The organism is Gordonia oleivorans, from assembly GCF_040044975.1.
In the GTDB taxonomy this organism is placed as follows: Bacteria; Actinomycetota; Actinomycetes; order Mycobacteriales; family Mycobacteriaceae; genus Gordonia; species Gordonia oleivorans.
This window is the reverse complement of sequence record NZ_JBDZDI010000005.1, coordinates 182,445-207,179: the sequence shown is the minus strand read 5'-3', so window position 1 is coordinate 207,179 and position 24,735 is coordinate 182,445. Positions and strand designations below refer to the sequence as shown.

Below are 24,735 nucleotides of genomic sequence, written 5' to 3'. Positions count from 1 at the left end.
AGCCACCACTACGGCATGTGGCACTGACCCGTTCGTTGGCCGGCGCATCGATCGTCGTCTACCTCATGATCGCGGTGTTCGGCTTCCTGACCTTCGCCACGGTGACCCGCAACGGTGAATCCGAGGGGTCGACGTTCAACGGGTGGGCGCACTGGACATCGCAGGGTGAGGGCCTCCCGCTCACCGACGGCTCCCATGCGGTCATCTTTCCGGGAGTCCTGTTGCCCCTACTGATCCTGTTCCCGACGGCGCTGTCGTCGATTCTGATCATGTGCAACGTCGGACGACGCCCCTTCGCGGCGGTCACCATCCTGTTCGGGGTGATCGCCACCGCGGTGGCCACCCTCGCCGTGGTCAACCCGTCGGTGGTCGTGGGGACATTCGACGACAGTTCGGCGACCTTCATCGACGCCAATTACAGCTTCTCCCCCGGACCGTCGGCGATCCTGAACGTGGTGATCGGCATCGTGATCGTGATGCTGGCGATCGGCGTGATCGCCTTCGGGGGTAAGGCCCGCACCTGAGGGATGACGGTGCACATCCGGAAGGATGTTCGGCGACCGGCCCGTCGAGATCAGCGCCCGCCCACCAGGTGGATCACATCGACGACGACGGGTCGTCCGTGCCGCCGCGCCGCCTGCACATAGTGGATGCCCGGGCCCGGCGGCAGCGGGATCGACTCACCCGGATGGGCGACCACCAGGTCGTAGGCCCCGCCGAGTCCGGTCATCAGCACCGCGATGCGCCGGTCGCCACGATTGTGCACCACAGTGAGCCCGCCGGTGTGCGTGCACTCGACGCCGGCATCGGCGGCCTGCACCGGCTCGCCGACATCCCACTCCCCTGTCGCGGTCCCGTCCACGGCCGGCGATGTCCGGGGCGTCCAGAACTCGTCGACCCCGTGGATCACCGACCAGTCCACGTCACCCGGGGATGGCGAGTGCAGCAGGACGCACGGCTCGTCGTCGTCGATGATCTGCCCGACCAGCACCGGCCGGCCGTCGCGACGCTCACCCTGCAGGATGTGGAATTCGACGTCGGGCAACGCGGCGGAGGAACCGCTGGGCAGCATCGTGAATCGGGTGCCGGTGGTGCCGGCGAATCCCGGGGTCGAGAGCACCGCGAGATTGCGGCAGCCGCGGTTGTGCACGGTGAGGTGGGAGTCGCGGTTCGCGGGTTCGGCCACCGAGTAGCTCAATCCGCCGGCGTGGCCGGTGAGCCAGGTGCCGGCGCCGTCGTCGGTCCATTCACCGTCGCCGGGGGTGAGGAACCGCGACGTGGTGGTGCGTCGAGGCGGCTCCGTCAGCATCGTGGTCATGACCGGCCTCCTGTGTCGAGCGAAGAATGTGTGCATTCAGTGCACCGCGCCCCGGTCGGCGTGCACATGAGTAGCCGACTACCCGAAATGTCGGATCCACTTCCCCCGAACATGAAACGGCCCCCGCACCGCCCGAGTCGTCGGGTACCTCGAGCAGGACCTGCTCGGGTGCGGGGGCCGGGTGACCACCTGGTATTCGCCAGTGCGAGTGCGTGATCTGACGATCACATCAGCGGATATCAGATGGGACTCCGCGCTAGCGGATGGTCACCTCACATGTCCGTAAATCACTCAACGTCGGACCACCTCCTTCCTTGTGTACCGACGAACCTACGCCGGGTCTGCCGACGCGGCAACGCATTTACTCACACCGGCGCCGGATGCGCCGCGAAGAACCGCCAGATGGTGGCGGTGGCGTCGAGGGCATCGGACGGCGGGTCGGTGCCCAGGGTGCGTTCGAGTACCGGAGCGCCCGGCGCGCCCGGCCACTGATGACCGGCCCCGGCCACGCTGATCAGTTCGACGGCCCGCCCCGACGGACAGGCGGCGGTCTCGCGGGTCACCGGTCCCTCGACGGTCGACGTCGGCGCGGCACATCCGTCGATGCGGCGCCACGTCGCGCTGACCTCGGGTACCGGCGGACCGTCGACCCGCGCGGTCCCGTCGAGATTGAACGCCTCACCCGGCCCACCGGTGTACGGGACCCGACCGTCGGCGGTGCCATGGATCTGGAGCACCGATGTCGGTGCGGCCGAGCCGCATCCGGTCAGCAGGGTTCCGGCCACCGGCGCCACCGCCGCGAAGAGCGTTGTCTGACAGGCCAATCGGAGGGCCATCATCGCGCCATTGGACATTCCGGTGACGTAGATCCGGCGTGGATCGATCGGGCCGCGTCGGGTGATGTCGGCGACCACCGCACCGATGAAGGCGACATCGTCGACGTTGCGGGATTGTGCAGGCCCGCAGCAGCTTCCGGCGTTCCACGATCGGGCGACGCCGTCCGGGTAGGCGACGATGAACCCACCGCGATCGGCCTGGGCATCCCAACTGTAGCTGCGTTGTGCCTGTGCCGCGCTTCCGTAGCCGCCGTGCAACATGATCACCAACGGCATCGCCTGCCCGGTGGTGCCCGGTCGGTGGATGCGGTAATCGCGGGCGAGGCCACCGACGCTCAGCGACTGCGCAGAGTCGCCGATGGGGATCTCGTTCGACGGCGCCCCGGAGGCGTCGCCCGGACGGACCGCACACCCGGCGACGATCACCACCACCACGAGCAGCGACGCGACGATCCCCGCGGTTGCCGCTGCCGCCCGTGTGCGCACGCCCATGGGTACGAGTGTGGCCGACATCGACACAATTGACAAGCTTATTGACAAAATGCGGTTCGGTCCCCGGGGACGCCCCCGACGTTTGGCACACTCGGGCCATGCCCCCACCCGCCGCCGGTGTGACGCCCACGGTTCCGGCGCTCGTCCAGATCCTGTCCACATCCGCCGGCCCGCGGCTGACGCGGGCGTTCGCCGACGCCGGACTCGACAACCTCCGTCCGGGGCAGGCGCTGGCCCTGACCGCACTCGTCGGCGGTCCGGTACACGCCAGTGACATCGCCGGACGCCTCGGGATCAGCCGTCAGGCGGTGGCTCAGGCGGTCGCCGCCCTGGATCGGCATGGTTATCTGACCCGCAGTACCGACCCGGCCGACGCCCGCGCCAAACTCGTCACGCTGACCGACCGCGGATGGGCGGCACTGCGCGTGATGCGGTCGAGTGCACTGGCCCTCGAACAGCAGTGGCGTTCCCTACTCGGCGACGAACGCCTCGCCGACTTCGCCGACACCCTGACGACGCTGATCTCGCACAGCGGCCGCAGCGGATCCGACGGCAGCGGGTCAGACGGCAGCGAGATCCAGGACCAGTGAGGACGACGCCGCGGCGCGCTCCGGCAACTGATGGGTGATCACCACGACGGTGCGCCCGGGACCGAACATGCCCGAGGTGGGGTCGAGAATGCGGTCGAGGAGACGCTGCGCGTCGGTGGCATCGAGGTGTTCGGTGGGTTCGTCGAGGACGACGATCGGCGCACGGTGGATCAACGCCCGGGCCAGCAGCAGGCGCCGTCGCTGTCCTCCCGAGATCGACTCGGCCCCACCGGTCAGCATGGTGTCCAGCCCCTCCGGCAGCTCGGCGACCCAGTCGTCGAGGCCGACCTCGTCGAGTGCGGCGTGCATCTCCTCGACGGTGACATCGCCGCGCGCGACCCGCAGGTTCTCGGCCACCGACGTCGAGAACAGATGCGCCTCCTCGGCGAAATAGCATGTCGCCGAACGCACCTCGATCCCCTGCCCGGAGGCCTCGCGCGCGTCGACGTGGCCGCCCTGCGGCGCCAGGAGTCCGGTCATCGTCAGCGCCAACGTCGACTTGCCGATGCCACTCGGGCCGACGACGGCCATCCGCGATCCCGGGGTCAGCGTCACGGTGAGCCCGGCGTCGGGACCGAGCAGGGCCTCCGGCGACCAGCCCCAGCGCAGATCCTGCAGGTGCAGCGTCGCGGGTCCGTCGTGTACGGGCACGTCATCGATCTCCGAGTCGGCACCCGACGTACCCGACCGGGCGCCGTCGACGAGCGCCATCACCCGCGCGGCGCTCTGCCGGCTGCGTTCGAGCTGGATGCCGGCCTCGGTCAGGGGTGCCGTCGATTCGAATGCCGACAGCGGCAGCAGGATCAGCACGCCGAGCACCATCGGGGTCAGTTGCCCGGTGACGCTCGAGACGTCGGCGAACGATCCGGACACTCCGGACGCCAGCCCGATGCCGATGAGGCATGCGGCGAGCAGAGATGCCCCCAGCGACAGTGGGGTTGCGGCCGCGGCCGCGGCCTCGATCCGTTCGCCACGATCGGTGGCGACGATCGCGTCGGCGTCGGCGGCAGCCCCCGCCGCGAGCACCGCATCCCGGCGCCGTGCGACCACCAGTTCCGGTGCGTGCCACAGCGCGGTCGTCACCGCCTGTGCGGACCGGCCGGTGGCGTCGGCGCCGTCGGCGATCGCCCGAGTCGATCCGCGGGCGGCCAGCCATGGGGCGATCACCCCGGAGACGATCAGCGCGATCGCCAGGATCAGTGCCGCCCAGCCCGACACCATCGCCATGATCGCGACCGCCGCGACCGACGTGGTCAGACCCACCCCGATCGGGACCAGTCCGCGGATCAGCGCGTTGCCGATCTCGTCGACATCATCGCCGGTGCGGGTCAGCAGTTCCCCACGACGCAGGGTCACCGAGTAGGCCGGCGAGCCGGACGCCAACGCCACGTACAGGCGTTCGCGCGCCGTGGCCATCGCCCCCAGCGCCAGGTCGTGGGTTGCCAGCCGCTCGAGATAACGGAACAGGCCGCGCGAGATACCGAGGGCGCGGACCGCGGTGATGGCCAGCGACAGATAGAGCACCGGCGGCATCTGCCAGGCCCGGGTGATCAGCCACGCCGACAACGCCGCCAGCCCGAGGGCCGAGAGGGCGCCGGCGACCCCGAGCAGGACCGACCACAGCACCGGGCGCCACCGCAGACCGAGGAAACCCAGCGCCCGGATCAGCGGATCACCGCGCCATCCGGTCGGCGACGGTGTGGCGACGGGCTGCAGGGTTGACTCAACCGACACCGATGGCCTCCGGGAAGTCGATGACGGCCCCGGCGAACTCCCGGGCCACCGGGCGGTGGGCCACGACGATGACGGTGTCGCCGGCCGCCGCCCGGGCGGCCAACGCCGCCAGGACCCCACGTTCGGCGTCGGCATCCAGATGGGCGGTCGGCTCGTCGAGGATGAGCAGCGGTGAGGGTGAGGCCAGGACGCGGGTGAGGGCGAGCCGTTGACGCTGTCCGGCCGACAGACCCGTGCCCCCGGCACCCAGGACCGTCCGGTCGCCGTCCGGCAGCGACGCCACCACCGCATCGAATCCCGTTGTGGCGGAGGCATGTCGGAGCGCCACCGGATCGAGCGCACCGAACATCGCCAGGTTGTCGGCGACGGTGCCGGGAACCACCACCGGTTGTTGCGGCAGCCACGCCACCTGCTCGTGGAACGCGGTGGGTTCGAGTTCGGCCACGGGTACCGAACCGATCAGCACCGAGCCCTCGTCCGGCGACAGCAAACCGAGGATCACCGCGATCGTCGTGGTCTTCCCGGAGCCGTTGGGCCCCGAGAACACCGTCAGCGCACCGGGTTCGGCGGTCGCCGTCAGCTCGTAGGGTGCCCAGCCGTCCCGGCCGTGCACACCCACGTCGAGCAACCGGATCGGCGCGCCGGCCACGGTGACCGTGCGGGTGCGCGTCGAAGTGGTTGTCGCCGTTCCCGATTCGATGAGGTCGGCGACCTCTCCGGCGGCGGCGACCCCGTCGGCCGAGTTGTGGAACTGTGCGCCGACCTGCCGCAGCGGCAGATACGCCTCCGGTGCCAGGATCAGCGCCAGCACACCGGCATACAGGCTCATGTCGCCGTACACCAGACGCAATCCGATCCCGACCGCGACCAACGCCACACACAGGGTGGCGAGCAGTTCGAGCACCCCGCCGGAGAGGAAGGCGATCCGCAGCGACGACATGGTGCTGCGCCGATGCGACCGACCGAGTTCGGCGACCTGCCGGGCCGGGGTGCGGGCACGGCCGAGGGCCCGCAGCGTCGGCAACCCGGTGATCAGGTCGAGCAGCTGCGCCGACAACCGGCTCATCGTCGCGAGCTTGCGCTCGGTACGGTCCCGCGTCATCACCCCGATCAGGATCATGAACAGCGGGATCAGCGGCAGCGTCACCAGGATGATCACCGCAGACGGCCAGTCGACCACGGCGATGACCGCGACGACGGTCGGGGTCACCAGCACCGTGACGATCAGCGCGGGCAGATAGGCCGACAGATACGGCCGCAACGCGTCGAGTCCGCGGAGCAACACGGTGGTGGCATGTTCCCTGCGCTGCAACAGCTCTCGCGGCGACACCCGGTCCGGGTCGGTGAGCACCCCGAGCGCGCGGGCGCGCAGCTCGGCGATCGCGGTCGCCGACGCCCGGTGCGCATACCGGTCATGGGCGAACGAGGTGATCACCCGCACCACCAGCGCCGCGACGAGCACCCACAGGTGCACCGCCTGCGCCCCGAGCGACCGCGCCGACGGGTCGGTGACGAGTTCGGCGAGGATCGACGCCGTCATCGCCGCGGTGACGATGACACTGATCACCGTGATCGCGGCCAGAACCGCGGTGACCACCACATAGACGCGGGTGGCGGGCGAATACCGCAGCAGGCGCGGGTCCAGCGGTGGCCGGGCCCGGCGCCGTGCCGCGGCCGGCTCGGCTACCGACACAACGTCACTGCCACGCCTTCAACGAGGGCAACCCGATCGGATCCGGGATCTCGTCGACGCTGATCCGCTTCCGGAACACCCAGTACGTCCAGGCCTGGTAGGCGATGACGATCGGCGTCATGATGAGCGCCGCGATGGTCATCACGGTCAGGGTGTAGTGGCTCGACGCGGTGTTGGCGATGGTCAGGCTGTAGTCCGCGTTGGTGCTCGACGGCAGGACATCCGGGAACAGCACCGAGAACAGCGTGGCCACGGTCCCGGCGATCGCGATCGATGTGGCCAGGAAGGCGATGCCCTCCCGATTGACCTGGGTGGCAGCGACCATCACCAGTGCGGCCACCGCGGCGATGAGGACCGGAATCCAGGTCCAGCCGTTGCCGTAGGCGAACTGCGTCCACAGCAGGAAGGCCGCGGCGACGACGAGCGTCGGAATGGCCAGTGTCTTCGCGTATTTCATCGCGTCCTGTTGCAGCACACCACCGGTCTTGAGGCCGAGGAAGACCGCACCGTGGGTGAGGAAGGCCAGCAGTGTGGTGACCCCACCGAGCAGGGCGTACGGGTTGAGGAGATTGAAGAATCCTCCGGTGTACTGCGCGTCGGCGTCGATCGGCAGACCACGGATCACGTTGGCGAAGGCCACACCCCACAGGAGCGCGGGAATCCAGGAACCGAGACCGATGCCGACGTCACACCAGGTGCGCCACTTGGGGTCGTTGATCTTGCCGCGCCACTCGATGGCGACGACGCGGGTGATCAACCCGATCAGGATCAGGAACAGCGGGAGGTAGAACGCGGTGAACATCGTTGCGTACCAACCACCGAACGCCGCGAACAGTGCGCCGCCGGCGGTGAGCAGCCACACCTCGTTGCCGTCCCACACGGGACCGATGGTGTTGAGCAGGGCGCGTCGGCGCTTGTCCGGGTCGGCGACGTCGGACTCGGGCGACACCTTGTCGTCGCCGCCGGTGTGGCTCGACCCGAGGAAGGGCATGAGCATGCCGACACCGAAGTCGAATCCCTCGAGGACGAAGTACCCGATGAACAGGACCGCGACGAGGATGAACCAGAGGTTTTCCAGAGACATCTACTTCACCCTTTCAGTACGCGAACGAGAGTTGTTTGGGTTCATCGGAATCGGAGTCGTCGGTCTCGACCTCCGGTGCGACGTTGTCGTGCGCGCCCGGCCCCTCGATGGCGTAGCGGCGTTGCAGCATGAACCACACCACACCGAGTCCGCCGTAGATGAGGGTGAACCCGATCATGGTGACCCACAGGATCGGCGGCGTGTGATTGGAGACGCCGTCCTGCACGAGCATGCTGATGTTGGTGGGGTCGAGATCGTCGACCCAGTTGGGGGCGACCACCCACGGCTGACGACCCATCTCGGTGAAGATCCAGCCGGAGGCATTGGCCAGGAACGGCGTCGGGATCAACCAGAGCGCGAGTATGCCGAACCGTCTGGATTCGACCACCCGCTTTTTCCGCGTGAACCACAGGCCGCCCAGTGCGATGATGACCGATCCGAGCGCCCAGGTGATCATCGCGCGGAAGGCCCAGTAGGTGACGAACAGGTTCGGCGCGAAGTTCTGCCCCGGCATGTTCATCTTCTGCTGGTACTCCTGCTGGAGCTGATTGACGCCCTCGACCTCACTGGTGAAGCTGTGATCGGCCAGGAACGACAACATCTTCGGGATCTCGATGAGGTGATCGATGGAGCTGCAGTTGTTCTGCCGTCCCACGGCCAGCACGGAGAACCCGGCACCGTCCTCGGTGTTGCACAACGATTCCGCCGCGGCCATCTTCATCGGTTGCTGCTTGAACATGATCTGCGCCTGCAGATCTCCGGTGACGAAGAGCAGCAGACCCGACACGATCGTCACCCATAGCGCGAACCGGGTCACCGGCCGCCACAGGTCGCGGGCGTCACGCTCGAGATCCTCCGGCGTCGCGTCGATCTGACTGGGCGAGGTGGTCTTGGGCATCCCCGAGGTGTCACCGGTCTCGATGGCGTGGCGAAGCTTCTTGGCGCGCCACATGTTCCGGCTCATCCACCAGATACCGATGCCCGCGACGAAGGTGCCCGCGGTGAGCCAGGCACCGGTGATCACGTGTGGGAACGCGACCAGCGTCGTGTTGTTGGTGATGACCGCCCAGAAGTTGTTCATCGCCGGACGCTCGCGCGCCTCATCCCACGCCACCCCGACCGGGTGCTGCATGAACGAGTTGGCGGCGATGATGAAGTACGCCGATGCGGTCACACCGACCGCGGCCAGCCAGATGGTGGCCAGATGCACCCGCCGCGGCAGGCGCGACCAGCCGAAGATCCACAGGCCCAGGAACGTCGACTCCAGGAAGAAGGCGATCAAACCCTCGAGGGCCAGCGGCGCTCCGAAGACGTCGGCGACGAATCGGCTGTATTCGCTCCAGTTCATGCCGAACTGGAACTCCTGCACGATGCCGGTCGCCACACCCAGTGCGAAGTTGATCAGGAACAGCTTGCCGAAGAACTTTGTGGCCCGTAGCCACTGTTCGTTCCCGGTCTTGTGCCACACCGTCTGCATGATCGCGACCATCGGCGCGAGGCCGATGGTCAGCGGAACGAAGATGAAGTGGTAGACGGTGGTGATACCGAATTGCCACCGGGACAAATCCAGAGCGTTCAACGTCGCCTCGAATCGCGTAGCCGCGCTCGGGCTGCGAGACACGGACTGGAACGAAAGCCGAGTACTACCGGTAGTAGTACTCGTGGTTGTGACGCTACGCCTGGCCACACCCGTCGACAACCGACCAAGGTCCCGTCACCGAACATTCAGTTGTGGGCTGGGTCTCGTTTATGTTAGGGATCACCGGCCGCGAACGTTGCGAAATGTCCGATCCCGTGAATCAACCCTATTCTCGATCAACCGAAATCGCTCGGTCGACCAGATCGACGAATTTCTTCGCGTCCTCCGGCACCGACAGCGGGTGCCCGTTGAGTTTGGTGACCCGGGCGGCGAGGGTCACACTGCTGATCAGCCAGACCGAATCGGCCTCAATGAGGTCCGCCGGGCGGAGGACCCGGGTCTCGGTGCGCCAGCCCTCCTCGGCCGCGAGCGCGAACGTCGCGACCTGCGTGGTTCCCGGCAGGATGCCGATCTCGGCCGGCGGGGTGACCAGTGTCTCTCCGATCACCGCGACGACCGTCGACCGAGGACCCTCGAGGACCGCACCCTCGCTGCTGACGTAGATGACGTCGTCGTAGCCGAGTTCGGCTGCGTGCCGCAGCGCCCCCATGTTGGTGGCGTAGCTGAGGGTCTTGGCCCCCAGGAGTTGCCACGGCGCCGTCGCGGCCAGATCGATCGAATACCCGCGTTCGAGGGTGATCACCGAGACACCGTGCTCGCGCACCGCGGTCGCGCGTTCGGCGACCGGACCGACGGTCAGATACGCCGTCGGCTCCGGCTTGGGCCCGGCGCTCTCCCGCCCCCGCGAATACACCAGGCGCACAAGCCCCTCGGTGCCCGAACCGCGACGCTCCGACCAGGTCCGGGCGGCCACGTCGATCGCAGTGCGCCACGCGTCGACGTCGGGCTCCGGCAGATCGAGCATGGCCGCGCTGCGGGCCAGCCGCTGCAGATGCAGTCCGACGGCGCGGGCGCGGCCGCCACGGATCAGCAGGGTCTCGAAGATCCCGTCCCCGCGCACGGCGGCGAGGTCATCGGCGTAGAGGAACGGGGCGTCGGGATCAAGGACCGTTCCGTCGAGGGCAACCAGAAGCGACTGCGACATGCCGAACAGCTTAGGGCGCGGGGCCGCGCAGCCGAGGACGACGGTCGGCGCACCGTCGGCGGGTAGACTCGACGCGTGACCCGCTCACCCATCCTGACCAGGTATTCCGGCGACGGCGCAGTGGGCGCACCCGATGATTCATCGTCGGTCGCCTGGCATTACGGCGACCCGCTCGGCGAACAGCGCGCGGCCATCAGCGGGGCGATCATCGTCGACCGCAGCGACCGCACGGTCATCGAACTGCCCGGCCCGGAACGCCTGACGTGGCTCAACACCATCTGTTCTCAGCGTCTCGACGATCTCGGCGACCGGCGATCCGCCGAAGCACTGTCGCTCGACGCCAACGGACGCGTCGAGGACCACTTCGTCATCACCGACGTCGACGAGGTGACCTGGATCGACACCGAACCCGCACGCGGTGAGGCCCTGCTGACGTTCCTCACCCGGATGGTGTTCTGGGCCAAGGTCTCCCCCGCGGCCCGCCCCGACATGAAAGTGCTGACCCTCATCGGTCCCGGCGCGTTCACCGGCCCGATCGCCGAGCTTCTCGAGATCGACCCGGATGCGGCGCCGTATCAGGTGGGCGATCTGCCCGAGTCCCATCACGAGGACGAACCACTCGGCTTCTGGCGGATCATGCCACCGCTGTCCGAAGGGCCGCATTCGACCACGATGCTGCCCGTCGTCGACCTCGTCGTGCCGGAATTCCTGCTGCCGACATGGTGGGACGAACTCGTCGAGGCGGGCGCACGGATGGCCGGGAGCTGGGCGTACGACGCGCTGCGCGTCGCCGGGGCCCGCCCCCGGCTCGGCGTCGACACCGACGACCGCACCATCCCCCATGAGACCGGCTGGATCGGCGGCCCCGAGCAGGCGGGAGCGGTGCACCTGGACAAGGGCTGCTACCGCGGGCAGGAGACGGTGGCCCGGGTGCACAACCTCGGCAAGTCACCGCGGCAACTGGTGCTGCTGCATCTGGACGGCAGCTCGGATCATCGGCCCTCACCTGGCGAGGCGATCACCGCGGGCGGTCGGACCGTCGGGCGTCTCGGTACCGTCGTCGACCACTTCGATCTGGGTCCCATCGCCCTGGGATTGGTCAAACGGAGCATCGGCGCCAACGTCGATCTCACCGTGGGCGATGAGAACCCCGTCGCGGCACGCATCGATCCGGATTCGATCGCCTCCGACGATCACGTTCAGGCCGGTCGCGCGGCCGTGGACCGGCTCCGCGGCCGGGCGTGACCGGCGGCCGGGGGTGACGGGCATGAGTGATCACGGCGTCGTGCTGGCGGTGTGTTCCGTGGTGGCCGACATCGACCTCGGCAAGGCCGGCGTCAGCGCCATCGACAAGCGACCCCAGCAGGGCCGGATCGTGGTCGGCGAACTGGGCCTGACCACCGACCACGTCTGCGACCGCAAACATCACGGCGGGCTGGATCAGGCTGTGTACGCCTACGACGATGCCGAGGCCGCCCGGTGGGCCGACGAACTCGACCGTGATCTGCCTTACGGCTGGTTCGGGGAGAACCTGCGCACCACCGGCATCGCGGTGACCGACGCGATCGTCGGCGAACGCTGGGCGATCGGCGACGACGACGTCGTCCTGGAGACCACGATCCCCCGGATCCCGTGCCGCACCTTCGCCGCATGGGCCGAGGAGGACCGGTGGGTCAAACGCTTCATGCAACGCGGCGACAGCGGCTCCTACCTGCGGGTTGTCCACCGCGGGACCATCGGCGCGGGCGATGCCGTCACCGTCGTGCATCGACCGGACCACGGTGTGCGGGTGCGCGACCTGCTGACCGGCACCGACGCCGACGCACTGGAACGTCTCCTCGCCCAACCGGACCTGGCCCCCAAGGTCGCGCGGGAGGCCTCGCGGCACCTCGCCCGGTCCTGACGAGGGTGCCGAACCGCTGCTCGGCGTGGCGTGACCGGGGCAGTCCGCGTAATCGGAGAACGCGCGCTAAACTGGTCCCCACGACATACTCAACTACCTAGAGAACGGGGCCGCCACACGTTTGGCCGCCCCGTCATTGTGCGAGGGGGTCCCATATGGGCCGCGGCCGGGCTAAAGCAAAGCAGACGAAAGTTGCTCGTCAGCTGAAGTACTCCACTCCGAACACCGACTTCGAGAGCTTGCAGCGCGAGCTCTCGGGGACAACGGCGGACTCACCAGACCGCCCGGATCCGGTGGACGAGTGGGCCGAAGAAGACGAGTGGCGCCGCGCCTGAGCGCGCGGATTCCTCCTTCGTAGTTCTTATCTGACGTCACTGCCCAGACGTCGACTCGGTGACGTCCACCAGCCACCGATCTCACGAACCCCACCGTCGGGACCTTCTCCAGGAGAATTCCGCCGGTGGGTTTCGTTGTCCCTCGGCCCCGTCGAGTGGGCGCCCTTTCCCGTTGACTGGGCGCACATCTCCATCGAGTGGGCGCGATATCGCGTCGAGTGGGCGCCATATCCCGTCGAGTGGGCGCCATATCCCGTCGAGTGGGCGCCATATCCCGTCGAGTGGGCGTCCCTGCGCGTCAACACGGTCAGAACCGCGGGTGATCTCCCCGAAGCGTCGCAGCGCCGTGCGATTCGGAACTGCGCTTGATGGTGCCGAGCACCCAGTTGTCGACGTGGCGTGCGGTCAGCACCGCCTGCGCGCGATCGGTGTCCTCCGGGGCCACCACGGCGACCATGCCGACACCCATGTTGAAGGTGCGTTCCATCTCCAACTGCTCGACCCGACCGCGCTGGGCGATCATCGCGAAAATCGGTGCGGGACTCCAGGTATTGCGCTCGAGTTCGGCGACCAGACCCGCCGGGATGACGCGTGCCAGGTTCTCGGCGAGGCCACCACCGGTGATGTGGGCGAAGGTGCGCACGTCGGCCTCGGCGGCCAGCGCGAGGCAATCGCGGGCATAGATGCGGGTGGGTTCGAGCAGTTCCTCACCGAGCGTGCGGCCGAACTCCTCGACGTGCCCACCGAGATCCATGTGGCCGTAGTCCAGCAGGACCTTGCGGGCCAGTGAATAGCCGTTGGAATGCAAGCCGGACGACCCCATCGCGATCACCACGTCGCCGGCGCGGACCTTGTCCGGCGAGAGCACCTGATCGGCCTCGACGACGCCGACCGCGGTGGCCGACAGGTCGTAATGATCATCACGCATCAGTCCGGGGTGTTCGGCCGTCTCACCACCGAGCAACGCACATCCGGCGATGACGCAGCCGTCGGCGATGCCGCCCACGATCTCGGCGACGGTCTCGGGGACGACCTTGCCGATGGCGATGTAATCCTGCAGGAACAGCGGTTCGGCACCACAGACGACGAGGTCGTCGACACACATGGCGACGAGATCCTGACCGACGGTGTCATGCTTGCCGACCGCCTGTGCCACAGCGAGTTTGGTGCCGACGCCATCGCTGGCCGCGGCGAGTACCGGCTCACGGTAGTTGCCCTTGAGGGCGAAGAGTCCGGAAAAACCACCGAGGCCACCGAGGACCTCGGGCCGGGTCGCGCGCTTGGCGTGCGACCCGATCAGTTCGACGGCCCGTTCACCGGCGTCGATGTCGACCCCGGCCGCCGCGTAGGACAGTCCCTCGGAAGAGTTCGTATTCTCGGCAGCCGAATCAGCGTCACTCACGGATGACACGGTACCCGAGCACCTCAGGGACGCATCACGGCACTGACGTTGTCATTGGACGCGACCAGCGGATCCGTCCTGACATCGCCGGCGGCGTTGGCGAGCATCTGCTCGAGGACCGCCTTGCCCATCGAGGTCTCCTTGGGCAGTTCGATCGGATAGTTCCCGTCGAAGCAGGCCGCACACAGCGCAGATGCCGGCTGATGGGTGGCCGCGATCATCTCGTCGGTGCTGATGTACCCCAGTGAATCCGCGCCGATCGCCTGCCGCACACCGTCGACCATGTGCTCCTCGGACTCCATGCCGTTGGCGATGAGTTCGGCCGGCGACGCGAAGTCGATGCCGTAGAAGCAGGGCCAGCGCACCGGACTCGACGCGATCCGGACATGTACCTCGGCGGCACCGGCTTCGCGCAGCATCCGGATCAGTGCCCGCTGGGTGTTGCCACGAACGATCGAATCATCCACGACGACAAGCTTTTTGCCGCGGATGACCTCTTTGAGCGGGTTCAGCTTGAGCCGGATACCCAGTTGGCGGATCGTCTGCGACGGCTGGATGAAGGTGCGCCCGACGTAGGCGTTCTTCATCAGGCCCTGACCGTAGGGAATGCCCGATTCCTGCGCGAACCCGACGGCGGCCGGGGTGCCCGACTCGGGCACCGGGATCACCAGATCGCCCTCGGCCGGGTGCTCACGCGCCAGCCGACGGCCGATGTCGACGCGCGCGGAGTGCACGGACCGGCCGTGGATGACGCTGTCGGGGCGGGCGAGGTAGACGTATTCGAAGACACAGCCGCGCGGCGTCGCATCGGCGAATCGGGTGCTGCGCACCCCGTCGGCGTCGATGGCGAGGAGTTCACCGGGTTCGATGTCGCGGACGAAGGAGGCGCCGACGATGTCGAGGGCCGCGGTCTCCGAGGCGACGACCCACCCGCGGTCGAGGCGACCGAGTGACAGCGGCCGCACACCGTGCGGGTCACGCGCCGCGTACAGCGTGTGCTCGTCCATGAAGGTGAGGCAGAACGCACCGCGCAGCGTCGGCAGCAGTTCCATCGCCGCCTGCTCGAGGCTGCTGTCGGCGGCGCCGTGGGCCAGCAGCGCTCCGACGATGTCGGAGTCGGAGGTGGCCGCGGTGCTCTTGATGCCCAGTTCGCGGGCCCGGCTGGCGAGCTCGGCGGTGTTCACCAGGTTGCCGTTGTGGCCCAGCGCCACACCGGTCCCGGCGTCGGTGGTGCGGAAGATCGGCTGTGAGTTCTCCCACGTCGTCGATCCGGTGGTCGAGTACCGGCAGTGGCCGATCGCGACGTGGCCGACCATCGAGCCCAGCGTCTGCTCGTCGAAGACCTGACTGACCAGGCCGAGGTCCTTGAAGACCAGCACCTGCGAGCCGTCGCCGACGGCGATACCGGCGGCTTCCTGACCTCGGTGTTGGAGCGCATAGAGCCCGTAGTAGGAGAGCTTGGCGACGTCCTCACCGGGGGCCCAGACACCGAAAACGCCGCACTCCTCGCGCGGCTCGTTCTCCGGTTCGTCGACCGGTGCACCCGCTGCGCAGGCGTGCGGCGTGGGCGCCAGCAGATTTCTGCCGGCTATGGACTGCTCGGTCATCGACGAACTCCCTGGGGATGGGCGGGTCTACTCATCGGTCGGCATGCACGCGTCACGATGGACGACCACTGGACGATCCAACGCGACATCGGGCTGGGAGACCCTCACGAGTCTACCGGCCGGTAGACCCCGATTTCCAACCGTGCAGCGCCGCGTCGCCCGGCAGTATTCCCGGCTCGGATGCTCCCCGCTCGGATGCTCCAGGCTCAGATCCTCCCGGCTCAGATGCTCGAGGTGCGATGCCTCACAACCTCACCGCCGCCGATTCGCTCGACCACCGACAGCCCGGCCCCAGGACCGAACTGCACAGGACCGAACTGATCGACGGCTCGGCGCAGGCGGTCCGGTGAGAATGCCGAACCCCGAATCCGTACCCGATAGGGCAGGTCGGTGAGCACCTCGTCGGCCCGGATCGGCATCGGTCCCGTGGTGAGCACCGTGCCGGGATGCAGACTCAACCCGATCTCCACCACGTCCGATCGTTCATCCCGGGTGTAGACGACGGCCGCGACCGCCGACCATCGCACGGTGTGCCAGCGCATCGTGATCGCCTTGTCCGTCATCGCGAACAGCGTGCACATGTTGAGGGGGATCCAGATCCCGGCCATCACCGGGAGGGCGAGCACGGTGCCGGTGGCCCGCAGCGAGTCCGACTCCAGCGGGCCGACCGCCATCAGCACCGCATACAGCAACAGATAACCCGCAACCGCGGCCACCACCAGCCAGATCGCGCTGCTCCGCAAGGCGACGCGGTAACGCACCCGCGACATCGCCGCACGGGCGACGACCGCGAGCAGCCCACAGACGACCACCAGGACGACCAGGGCCAGCTGCGCCACCGGGGAGTTCGTCTTCGGATCCGCCACGAACAGGGCGGCGATGATCGCCCAGATCCCGGTGAACATCGCGCAGAACAGTGCGACCTTGGCCCACCGTTGAGCTGCAAGGTGGGCGGGCCGTCGAGCGGCGGGGGTCGTCACTCCTACTGGGCGCTGCTGGTACGACATCTCGTGACTGTGACACGTCCGCGCGTCGGAGTTCACATCCCGGTCATTCGGCCGACCGCGCGGCGGGTCACGGCTGCATCGGGATGAGCGGCAGCCACCCGGCCACCTCGGCGGCCCGACTTCCCGACGCACTCACCGCACCGGAGTCGACGAGGTCGTCGAAGGCGGCGTCACCGATCACCAGCAGCAGCCATGATCGCGGATCGGTCTCGACGACGTTGGGTGGGGTGCCGCGGGTATGCCGGGGTCCGGCGATGCATTGCACCGCGACGAACGGCGGCACCCGGACCTCGACGGAGTTTCCCGGCGCGATGTCCTCCAGGGTCCGCGCGGTGAGCCGGACGGCTGCGGCCAGATCGGCGCGTGCCGGGGTGGGCAGCGTCGTGTCGCGTAGCCACGGCGTCACGGCCACCACCGCGGCTCGCGCCGCGACGGGATCGATGGGTTTACGAGCGGGCACGCCTGACATGATGCCCCCTGCGCGTGGCGACGCCCGATTCGTCCCCGCCACGCCGCTCGCTCCGGCAGGATATTTGCCATGGGGACCGACGTCACCGCCCAACATTTCACCGGCGCGGATCGCGTGCGTTTCCGACGGCAGGTCAGCCGCGGGACCGAGGCGATCGCGCGCATGCTGTCCGACGGTCTGTTCACCGACCACGGGCAGCCACCGGAGCCGCTGCTGGGCATGGAGGTGGAACTCAATCTCGTCGACGACGAGATGAATCCGGCGATGGCCAATGCGGAGGTCCTCGACGCCATCGCCGACGAGGACTACCAGACCGAACTCGGCCAGTTCAATATCGAGATCAACGTCTCGCCACGGCCGTTCACCCACGACGACACCCTGTCGTTGGAGCAGGGACTGCGCAGTTCGCTCAATCGGGCCGAACAACAGGCGGCCCAGGTTTCCAGCCATCTGGTGATGGTCGGCATGCTGCCCACATTGCACACCGAACACTTTGCCCACCAATGGATTTCGGCGAACCCCCGGTATGATCTGCTCAATCAGCAGATCTTCGCCGCCCGCGGCGAGGACATCGAACTCGACATCACCGGCATCCCCGTCGCCGATCATCACAGCAGCGAACGCCTGCACCTGACCACCGATTCGATCCTGCCGGAGGCGGCGTGTACCTCGCTGCAGCTCCACTTACGGGTCGCGCCAGAGGATTTCGCCGCCCACTGGAACGCCGCGCAGGCGGTCGCCGGGGTTCAGGTCGCACTCGCCGGCAACTCGCCGTTCCTCGCCGGGACCGCCCTGTGGCACGAGAGCCGCATCCCGGTCTTCGAGCAGGCCACCGACACCCGGCCGTTGGAGCTGAAGAATCAAGGCGTCCGCCCGCGGGTCTGGTTCGGCGAGCGCTGGATCAACACGATCTTCGACCTGTTCGAGGAGAACACCCGCTACTTCCCGGCGCTGCTGCCGGTCTCCACCGATGTCGACCCGCTCGCCGAACTCGACGCCGGCCGTATTCCCACGCTCGACGAACTGCGGCTGCACAACGGCACCGTCTACCGCTGGAACCGTCCCGTCTACGACGTCGTCGACGGTCAGGCGCATCTGCGCGTCGAGAACCGGGTGCTGCCGGCCGGCCCCACCGTCGTCGACACGATGGCGAATGCGGCGTTCTATTACGGCGTGGTGCGTGGCCTCGTCGAGGCCGACCGGCCGTTGTGGTCACAGATGTCGTTCAATGCGGCCGCGGAGAACCTGCATTCCGGCGCGCGCGCCGGACTCGATTCCCAGCTCTATTGGCCCGACGTGGGATGGGTTCGCCCCGCCGAGCTGACGCTGCGCAGGCTCCTCCCCCTCGCCGACGACGGGTTACGTGCGTTCGGCGTCTCCGGTCGCGCGCGCAACCGCTACCTGTCGGTGATCGAGGGCCGGTGCCTCACCGGCCAGACCGGGTCGGTGTGGCAGCGGCGCGCGGTGGCCGCCCGCGAGGATGCCGGCGAGAGCCGTTTCGACGCGCTACGCGGAATGCTGCGTGACTATGTCGCGCTCATGCACGAGGGCGAACCGGTGCATTCGTGGTCTGACTGATCACCGCATCGTTCGGGTTGGCGGGTCGCACCCGGTGACGGCCGTGCCCCTGCGCCACCACCCGGCGCTCGACGTGCATCGACGCGGCGGTGTAGACACGGCGACCGTCTCGATGACTCACCCAGGCGCTCAACGCAATCGGAGTATCGAGCGGCACCGGACGAATGTAGTCGACGTCGATTCCGCAGCGGTCGGCGACCAGCCCGAGTGGCATCAGCGCGGCGGTCACGAGTTCGTCGAGCAGGGACAGGACAGCACCGGCCGAAGCGAACCCGGCGGACGCCGCGGGAGAGTCGTGGAGCGCAACCCAGCCCCGCAGACCGCCGGGCACACGATCCATCGCAATGCCCGATGCCGTCCGGATGGCCGGTTGCGTAGCGCCCGCCGGCACGTCACCACGATGACGGTTCCCCGGTACCACCGGACACCGGAAGTCGAGGGTCTGCGCGACACCTTCTCGCACCGTGTGCGGCTGCTCGAGCACGCGATCGATCATGCCCTCACCTCTCCAGGGAATAGCGGCGCCACCGAGAATACGATGATTGCATTCCGCGTATTGGCGAAATGGCTTTTCCCGCCGGTCGAAATGGCATCGCGAAATCGGATTCCGGAAATCGCCCCGAGAATCCCGACCGTGTCATGTCAGGTCTCAGACGCCCGGCACCGCCGTCAGCCACACCGATTCGGTACGCCAGCACACGAAGGCCAGCAGCGCCAGGACCACCGCCCGCACCAGCGACGCACTCCGCGGCCCGAGATGTCCGGTGGCCGGCACCGCCACGGCGGCCAACCCGAGCGCGGTGGCGGCGTATCCGGCGAACACCCCCGGCCGCGCGGGAAGCTGATTACCGATGAGCCACAGGAACATTCCGCCGGCGATCCACGCCGTCACGGCCACCGCGACGATGGTGGTCACCGTGGGGCGCCACCGCAGGTGCGCAACGCCGGTGACGCCGAGGACCGACGCGACCGCGGCCAGTGCGCATGCGGCCGTGATGATCAGCGCCACCGAGGGATTCATCGCTGCGTGATGACCACTCAGACGCCGACCGGCTCGGCTGCGGAGCCGGCACCCGGGGTCTCCGGGCGATCGGTGCCCGCCGACCTGCGCGCGCGGGCGGCTAGCCGTCGACGACGGTTGGTGCGGTTGCGGATCTGCCAGGTGCTCAGGCCGGTCAGCAGCAACAGCAGCGGGGTGAGTCCGAAGCCGAACCACAGTGCGCGCCACCATCCGTTGACCGCATGCCCGTAATGCAGCATGGGTTGCGCCCACTGGTCGGCGATCCGGTTGGACAGACTCCGGGGCGCTCCGGAGAACTCCTTGATGATGGTCGGGTCGTGCCCGTCGATGCCGAGTTCGCGGTTGCCGTGGTAGGTCGGGTTGGCGGCCCACAGATCGGTGTCACCCGCGAGGACATCGATGGAGTAGTACTCGGCACCGTCGGAGGGCATTCCCACCCAGGTCGCATGCGATCCCGGATAGTGGGCCTGGGCGGCGGCGAGCGCGGTGTCGAGCGAGATGAGCGGGCCGGTGGCCTCCGAGGTCGGCATGTCGTAGGCGTCGTCGGCCGGTGCCACCCCACCGGTCGCCGAGTACCAGACCTTGCCGACGCCGGGGATCTCGAAGTTCATGCCGGTGAGTCCCCAGATCAGCAGTGGGATGGCGGCGACGATACCGATCACATTGTGCAGATCCGTGTCGCGGGCGAACCGGCCCTTCCCGATTCGGACACGGAATCCGTTGCGCCACTTGCGTAATCCGGGATACCAGATGACGATGCCGGAGATCGCGAGGAACACCAGCAAGAGACCCATGGCGCCCAGGATCACCGCACCCCAGGTCATGTCGGCGGTGAACCAGCCCCACTCGGCGATCACCGACGGCTGGGCGAGCCACGCGACGTACCCGGGATACCCCTCGCAGGTCAGCCCGCAGTCGTGGAGATTGACCATGAATCCCCAGAAACCGCCGTCGATGTCGCCGTGCCCGTTGACCTTTCCGGTGCCGGCGTCGACGAACCAGGTACCCGCACCCGCGTCGTCACCGGTCAGGAAGTACACGCCGCCCTTGGACGAGATGTAGGCGGCGTCGAAATCCGGGTCGGCGGCGTGCACGGCCGCGATGGCCTCGGTGAAACCCACCTCGTGGCCGGTGTCGGTGGTGGCGAACAGTTCCGAGTTGGCGGCGCGGACGAGTTCGGGCTGGTACACCAGGATGGCCCCGCTCGTACACACGATCACCAGCAGCAACCCCAGCACGATCGACGTCCACCGGTGCGTCACGATCAAAGCGCGGCGAACGGGCTTTCGCTTCACTCGACGCCGCACACGCTGCCGACGATTGGTCACTGCGGGCGACTCGACTAGCTGCTCCGTGGCCATGGCGCCTGAGGCTAGCATAACCAAACCACCGAAGCGACGAGCTTCGGTTATGTCCGATTAGACCGAAATGCGTTGTGGAGCAGGAGAATAGTGCTCCCCCACCTCACCTACCGGCAGGTGCCGAGGTGCGCGTCACCAGGCCGGCACCGGTGATCAGTGGCAGATCGAGTGCGGTGATCAACCCGGGCTCGGCGTCCACCACCGCCGCGACCGCATTGACCAGTCGCTGCGCGGTCACGATCATCCCGGAGACGTTGTGATCGCCGAACTCACCGTGATGGGTGAACTCGACCTCCATCGCGGGTTCCCCCGCGATCAGGATGCGGTACGCCCCATCGCCTTTGGCCGGGGTCGGCCAGTCCGGACACTGATCGGGATGGGTGCGTGTGTAATGCTCGAGAACGATCCGATCGATCCCATCGACCTGGCCGACCACCTCGAAATGCAGTGCGGCCATGGACCCTTCCGGAATCTCCACCGACACCGTCGAGTAGTCGCGATCGGCGGCAACGCGTTCGACGCGCTCGACGAGCGGTTCGTCGAGGTGCACGCCCAGACCGGCGGCGAGTTGTCGTACGACACTCCCCCACGCCATCGAGAGGACACCGGGTGCCAGCAGCAGCGGGGTGGAGTCCATCGGCTGTCCGAAGCCGAAGATGTCGCGCATCACCACCGGCTGGTAGTACGTCGAATAGTCGGCGATCTCCAGACACCGGACCTCGTCGATCCGCTGCGACAGACTCGTCATCGCCAGCGGCAGAGCATCATTGGCGAATCCGGGGTCGATGCCGTTCACGTGCAGACTGGCGCCACCGGCGCGCGCCGCGGACTCGATGTTCTCGACCATCTCCGGCGGGAGAATGCCGTGCGGGAACTGCAGGACCACCGGACCCGACGAGACGACGTTGATGCCGGCACGGACGAACTCGGTGAGGTCCCCGATCGCCTCGACCACCCGGTCGTCGGTCATGGCGGTGTGCACGATCGCGTCGGGTTGCAACGCGAGTAACGCGGCCCGGTCGTCGGTGGCGATCACGCCGAGCTCACGACCGAGACCGGCGAGGTCACCGGCGTCACGACCCACCTTCGCCGGATCGGACACCCACACCCCCACCAACTCGAGATCCGGATGCGCGTCGATGCCCGCGATCGCATGCCGTCCGACGGTTCCCGTCGACCACTCCACCACTCGCAATGCCATGAGAGTCAAACTAGAACACGTTGCAGTTCTGTGCCGGGCTTTCGTCGAGCCGGTGGGCGTAGAGTGCTCAAGCGATGTCCGCGTCAGCACCCATCGCCCTGCGCCGAGATGGCCACACCACCCGCCTGAAATGGCATCGTGCGCGTCGGCGGGCCAGTGATCCGCCCTTCACCGCGCGCCGGATCGTCGAGGGAATGCGGGCCGGGGCGAGCGTGGAGATCGACCTGGTGCTGAACGCGGACCGCGGCTGCACCGTCCTGCACGACCGCTTCTTGAACACCGCCACCACCGGAACCGGCGCCATCGCCGACACCCCCGCGACCACCCTGCGCACTCTCTGTCTCCGCGACAACGACGCAGGGGTCCTCGAGGACCAGCACGTGCTACTGCTCGATGACCTGGCCGGTCTGCTCACCGACATGCACCCCGATGCGATGCTGCAGTTGGACTTCAAGGAGTCCGCGGCCGATCTCGATGACGTCGCGGTGGCGGCCTTCGCCGAGGCCGTCACGCCGTTCGCCGGCAACGCGCTGCTGTCGTGTGGCGACGCCGAGGCCGTGCGCATCCTCACCGACGCGGTCCCGGCACTACACGTCGGCTACGACCCGTGCCACCACGGCGCGGTCGACCGCGTCCTGCGGTGGCGCACCTATCGACGGTTCGTCGACGCCGCGATCGAGGCGTCACCCCGCGCGGAGGTGATCTACCTCGATCGCCGACTCGTCTTCACCTGTGCGGACCGGGGATTCGACCTGATCGCCGCGTTCCACGCCCGCGACCGCGAGATCGACGTGTACACCTTCGGCCGAGCCGACGATCCCGACATCGACCGGGCCATCGAGTTACGCGCGGATCAGATCACCACCGATGACGCCGACGGCGTCATCGCGGCGCGGCGTTGAGCCACTTCGTCGTCGGCGGGATCAGCGCGAGCACGATGGTGACGATCGGGAAGATCAGAATGAAGAGCCCGACGATGCCCGCTCCCGCCGCATAGCCGGCGCCGTAGGCACCCCCGGCACCGATCCCGGCGCCCACGGTGACGATGACGTTGAGCATCTGGAACGCGACCACAAGTCCCGCGCCGATCACCACCAGCAACCGCCCGATCTTCTTCTGACGCAGGAGCAGGACGCCGCCGGTGAGCAGCAATGCCAGCACGGCGAGGTAGATGATGATGCCGATCGCCAACAACACAATGGTGGCATCCGTTTGGTAGTAGTCATCGGAGGCAAATACCCCGATGACAGTGACGAGTGACACCAGCATGTGCAGCGCGCCCAAGAACGCCAGCACCGACGCCGCGATTGCCGTTCCGCGGGACACCGGCTGGACGTAGGGATCACCGAACGGATTCTGCGGATACGCACCCGGGTAGGCCGCCGGCTGCTGCTGTCCCCACGCCGGTTGTTGACCGTACCCGGGCTGGCCGTAGGCGGGCTGGCCGTAGGCAGGTTGCTGACCATAGGGCGAGGCCGGCGGCTGCTGGCCGTATGCGCCCGGCGCGGGTGGTTGCTGCCCGTATCCCGGATACGACTGGGCACCCGGATAGGACTGGGCGCCCGGCTGACCGTAGGTGGTCGGCTGATCCCAGGGTGATTGCGCTCCCGAATCGCTTCCCGACGGAGGTGTTGTCATCTGTTGTGCCTCTCAGCGATGTCGTCAGGACTGTAGCCATCACGACAGTGCAGCCCCGGTTCATGTCGTCTCATCGAATCACACGGATCGGACAGCGTCACACTCCGCGCAACCACCGCCCCGTCGACGGCACCAGCGCCAAAGCGATCGTGGCGATGGGAAAGATCAGGAAGATCACGGGGAGTAGCAGCACGAAGACCACCGACTGGCCCGGCCACCCGATATCCGCCAGCAACGAGACGTCATGGACGAGGGAGCCGACTGTGACCAGGAGAACCACCGTGGCACCCGCGACAACCAGCCACCGTCCGATCGACCGGCGTGCCAGCAACAACGCGGCCCCGACCGCAATGATCACAAAAGTCAGGGCGGACAGCCCCACCGACAGCCACGGGCCCGCGTAGTGAATGGCAAGACTCCGAGCGAACGTCAGCGGGTAGATCTCAATCCCCCGAATCGGGAAGCCGGCAACGATCCCCGCAATCAGCAGACGAAGACAACCGAGAAACGCCAAGATCGCCGCACCGACCGCCGTGACCTTCGACGGCGACACCACCGGTGGTTGTCCGAACGGGTTCGGCGAGTACGGCGTCATCGGCGGTTGGCCCCACGCCGACGACTGCCCGAACTGACCCGACGCCGGGTATCCCCCGACGTACGGATGACCGCCCTCCGGATGTGGTCCACTCACGATTCCGTCCCCCTACGCATCGCTTCAGATTCGACCGAGCTTCCCGCTCACTCGTTTCCTTCCCGCGTAACGATATCGGTGCGCGGGAAGT

At 67.8% G+C, this 24,735-nt stretch carries 24 protein-coding genes; 7 read left to right on the top strand and 17 right to left on the bottom strand.

Annotation, left to right across the window (positions count from 1 at the left end):
- The first annotated feature begins 17 nt into the window (after positions 1-17).
- Positions 18-524, top strand: coding sequence for a hypothetical protein (locus tag ABLE92_RS10835; RefSeq protein WP_348804762.1), 507 nt, complete (start codon positions 18-20; stop codon positions 522-524).
- A 50-nt stretch (positions 525-574) separates the two neighbouring features.
- Here the strand turns inward: ABLE92_RS10835 and ABLE92_RS10830 are convergent, their stop codons facing one another.
- Entirely contained in the window at positions 575-1,318 is a 744-nt protein-coding gene (locus ABLE92_RS10830) for a hypothetical protein (RefSeq protein WP_348804761.1), read from the bottom strand.
- A 365-nt stretch (positions 1,319-1,683) separates the two neighbouring features.
- Positions 1,684-2,646, bottom strand: a complete 963-nt coding sequence (locus ABLE92_RS10825; protein WP_348804760.1) for a CE1 family esterase — start codon at positions 2,644-2,646, stop codon at positions 1,684-1,686.
- A gap of 98 nt (positions 2,647-2,744) precedes the next feature.
- On the opposite strand from ABLE92_RS10825, the gene ABLE92_RS10820 reads away from it, so the two are divergent.
- Positions 2,745-3,236, top strand: a complete 492-nt coding sequence (locus ABLE92_RS10820) for a MarR family winged helix-turn-helix transcriptional regulator (protein ID WP_348804759.1) — start codon at positions 2,745-2,747, stop codon at positions 3,234-3,236.
- Here the strand turns inward: ABLE92_RS10820 and cydC are convergent.
- The 5 genes from cydC to ABLE92_RS10795 all read right to left on the bottom strand — a co-directional run bounded on the left by cydC (position 3,207) and on the right by ABLE92_RS10795 (position 10,431).
- A complete protein-coding gene (gene cydC, locus ABLE92_RS10815) occupies positions 3,207-4,904 on the bottom strand; it encodes a thiol reductant ABC exporter subunit CydC (protein WP_348804886.1) in 1,698 nt (565 codons plus the stop codon). The two genes, ABLE92_RS10820 and cydC, sit on opposite strands and share 30 nt — an antisense overlap.
- 55 nt (positions 4,905-4,959) lie before the next feature.
- Entirely contained in the window at positions 4,960-6,663 is a 1,704-nt protein-coding gene (gene cydD / locus ABLE92_RS10810; protein WP_348804758.1) for a thiol reductant ABC exporter subunit CydD, read from the bottom strand.
- Positions 6,664-6,667: 4 nt separating this feature from the next.
- Positions 6,668-7,747, bottom strand: coding sequence for a cytochrome d ubiquinol oxidase subunit II (gene cydB, locus ABLE92_RS10805; RefSeq protein ID WP_348804757.1), 1,080 nt, complete (start codon positions 7,745-7,747; stop codon positions 6,668-6,670).
- Between the two features lie 13 nt (positions 7,748-7,760).
- Complete coding sequence (locus tag ABLE92_RS10800) at positions 7,761-9,326, bottom strand: cytochrome ubiquinol oxidase subunit I (RefSeq protein WP_348804756.1); 1,566 nt, start codon at positions 9,324-9,326, stop codon at positions 7,761-7,763.
- 226 nt (positions 9,327-9,552) lie between these two features.
- Entirely contained in the window at positions 9,553-10,431 is an 879-nt protein-coding gene (locus tag ABLE92_RS10795; RefSeq protein ID WP_348804755.1) for an aminodeoxychorismate lyase, read from the bottom strand.
- A gap of 75 nt (positions 10,432-10,506) precedes the next feature.
- On the opposite strand from ABLE92_RS10795, the gene ygfZ reads away from it, so the two are divergent.
- From ygfZ to ABLE92_RS10780, 3 genes are all read left to right on the top strand, one after another.
- Complete coding sequence (gene ygfZ / locus ABLE92_RS10790) at positions 10,507-11,676, top strand: CAF17-like 4Fe-4S cluster assembly/insertion protein YgfZ (RefSeq protein WP_348804754.1); 1,170 nt, start codon at positions 10,507-10,509, stop codon at positions 11,674-11,676.
- A gap of 22 nt (positions 11,677-11,698) precedes the next feature.
- Positions 11,699-12,334: an MOSC domain-containing protein gene (locus ABLE92_RS10785; RefSeq protein WP_348804753.1), complete on the top strand. Its 636-nt coding sequence runs from the start codon at positions 11,699-11,701 to the stop codon at positions 12,332-12,334.
- Between the two features lie 155 nt (positions 12,335-12,489).
- Positions 12,490-12,669, top strand: coding sequence for a DUF3073 domain-containing protein (locus tag ABLE92_RS10780; RefSeq protein WP_348804752.1), 180 nt, complete (start codon positions 12,490-12,492; stop codon positions 12,667-12,669).
- A gap of 307 nt (positions 12,670-12,976) precedes the next feature.
- Here the strand turns inward: ABLE92_RS10780 and purM are convergent, their stop codons facing one another.
- From purM to ABLE92_RS10760, 4 genes are all read right to left on the bottom strand, one after another.
- On the bottom strand, positions 12,977-14,071 hold the full coding sequence (gene purM, locus ABLE92_RS10775) for a phosphoribosylformylglycinamidine cyclo-ligase (protein ID WP_348804751.1): 1,095 nt from the start codon (positions 14,069-14,071) through the stop codon (positions 12,977-12,979).
- A 23-nt stretch (positions 14,072-14,094) separates the two neighbouring features.
- Positions 14,095-15,678 carry an amidophosphoribosyltransferase gene (gene purF, locus ABLE92_RS10770; RefSeq protein WP_348804750.1) on the bottom strand — a complete coding sequence of 528 codons (1,584 nt, stop codon included), beginning with the start codon at positions 15,676-15,678 and terminating at the stop codon, positions 14,095-14,097.
- 221 nt (positions 15,679-15,899) lie between these two features.
- On the bottom strand, positions 15,900-16,685 hold the full coding sequence (locus ABLE92_RS10765) for a hypothetical protein (protein WP_348804749.1): 786 nt from the start codon (positions 16,683-16,685) through the stop codon (positions 15,900-15,902).
- 67 nt (positions 16,686-16,752) lie between these two features.
- Positions 16,753-17,145 carry a sterol carrier family protein gene (locus ABLE92_RS10760; protein WP_348804748.1) on the bottom strand — a complete coding sequence of 131 codons (393 nt, stop codon included), beginning with the start codon at positions 17,143-17,145 and terminating at the stop codon, positions 16,753-16,755.
- Between the two features lie 78 nt (positions 17,146-17,223).
- Between ABLE92_RS10760 and ABLE92_RS10755 the strand changes: the two genes are divergently transcribed.
- Positions 17,224-18,732 (top strand): glutamate-cysteine ligase family protein, encoded by a 1,509-nt coding sequence (locus tag ABLE92_RS10755; protein WP_348804747.1) that lies wholly within the window; start codon positions 17,224-17,226, stop codon positions 18,730-18,732.
- On the opposite strand, the gene ABLE92_RS10750 is transcribed toward ABLE92_RS10755, so the two are convergent.
- The 4 genes from ABLE92_RS10750 to ABLE92_RS10735 form a co-directional block, all read right to left on the bottom strand.
- Complete coding sequence (locus ABLE92_RS10750; RefSeq protein ID WP_348804746.1) at positions 18,692-19,228, bottom strand: hotdog domain-containing protein; 537 nt, start codon at positions 19,226-19,228, stop codon at positions 18,692-18,694. The two genes, ABLE92_RS10755 and ABLE92_RS10750, sit on opposite strands and share 41 nt — an antisense overlap.
- 153 nt (positions 19,229-19,381) lie before the next feature.
- Positions 19,382-19,753 carry a hypothetical protein gene (locus ABLE92_RS10745; RefSeq protein WP_348804745.1) on the bottom strand — a complete coding sequence of 124 codons (372 nt, stop codon included), beginning with the start codon at positions 19,751-19,753 and terminating at the stop codon, positions 19,382-19,384.
- Between the two features lie 17 nt (positions 19,754-19,770).
- Positions 19,771-21,015, bottom strand: a complete 1,245-nt coding sequence (locus tag ABLE92_RS10740) for a PepSY-associated TM helix domain-containing protein (protein WP_348804744.1) — start codon at positions 21,013-21,015, stop codon at positions 19,771-19,773.
- Between the two features lie 202 nt (positions 21,016-21,217).
- Positions 21,218-22,315 carry an NAD(P)H-dependent amine dehydrogenase family protein gene (locus ABLE92_RS10735; RefSeq protein ID WP_348804743.1) on the bottom strand — a complete coding sequence of 366 codons (1,098 nt, stop codon included), beginning with the start codon at positions 22,313-22,315 and terminating at the stop codon, positions 21,218-21,220.
- A gap of 74 nt (positions 22,316-22,389) precedes the next feature.
- On the opposite strand from ABLE92_RS10735, the gene ABLE92_RS10730 reads away from it, so the two are divergent.
- Positions 22,390-23,217: a glycerophosphodiester phosphodiesterase gene (locus ABLE92_RS10730; protein WP_348804742.1), complete on the top strand. Its 828-nt coding sequence runs from the start codon at positions 22,390-22,392 to the stop codon at positions 23,215-23,217.
- On the opposite strand, the gene ABLE92_RS10725 is transcribed toward ABLE92_RS10730, so the two are convergent.
- Both ABLE92_RS10725 and ABLE92_RS10720 read right to left on the bottom strand, forming a co-directional pair.
- Positions 23,198-23,953, bottom strand: a complete 756-nt coding sequence (locus tag ABLE92_RS10725; RefSeq protein ID WP_348804741.1) for a hypothetical protein — start codon at positions 23,951-23,953, stop codon at positions 23,198-23,200. The genes ABLE92_RS10730 and ABLE92_RS10725 overlap by 20 nt on opposite strands.
- 97 nt (positions 23,954-24,050) lie before the next feature.
- The gene (locus ABLE92_RS10720) at positions 24,051-24,644 is read right to left on the bottom strand and encodes a hypothetical protein (RefSeq protein WP_348804740.1); all 594 of its coding nucleotides are present in this window, start codon (positions 24,642-24,644) and stop codon (positions 24,051-24,053) included.
- Positions 24,645-24,735: the final 91 nt, after the last annotated feature.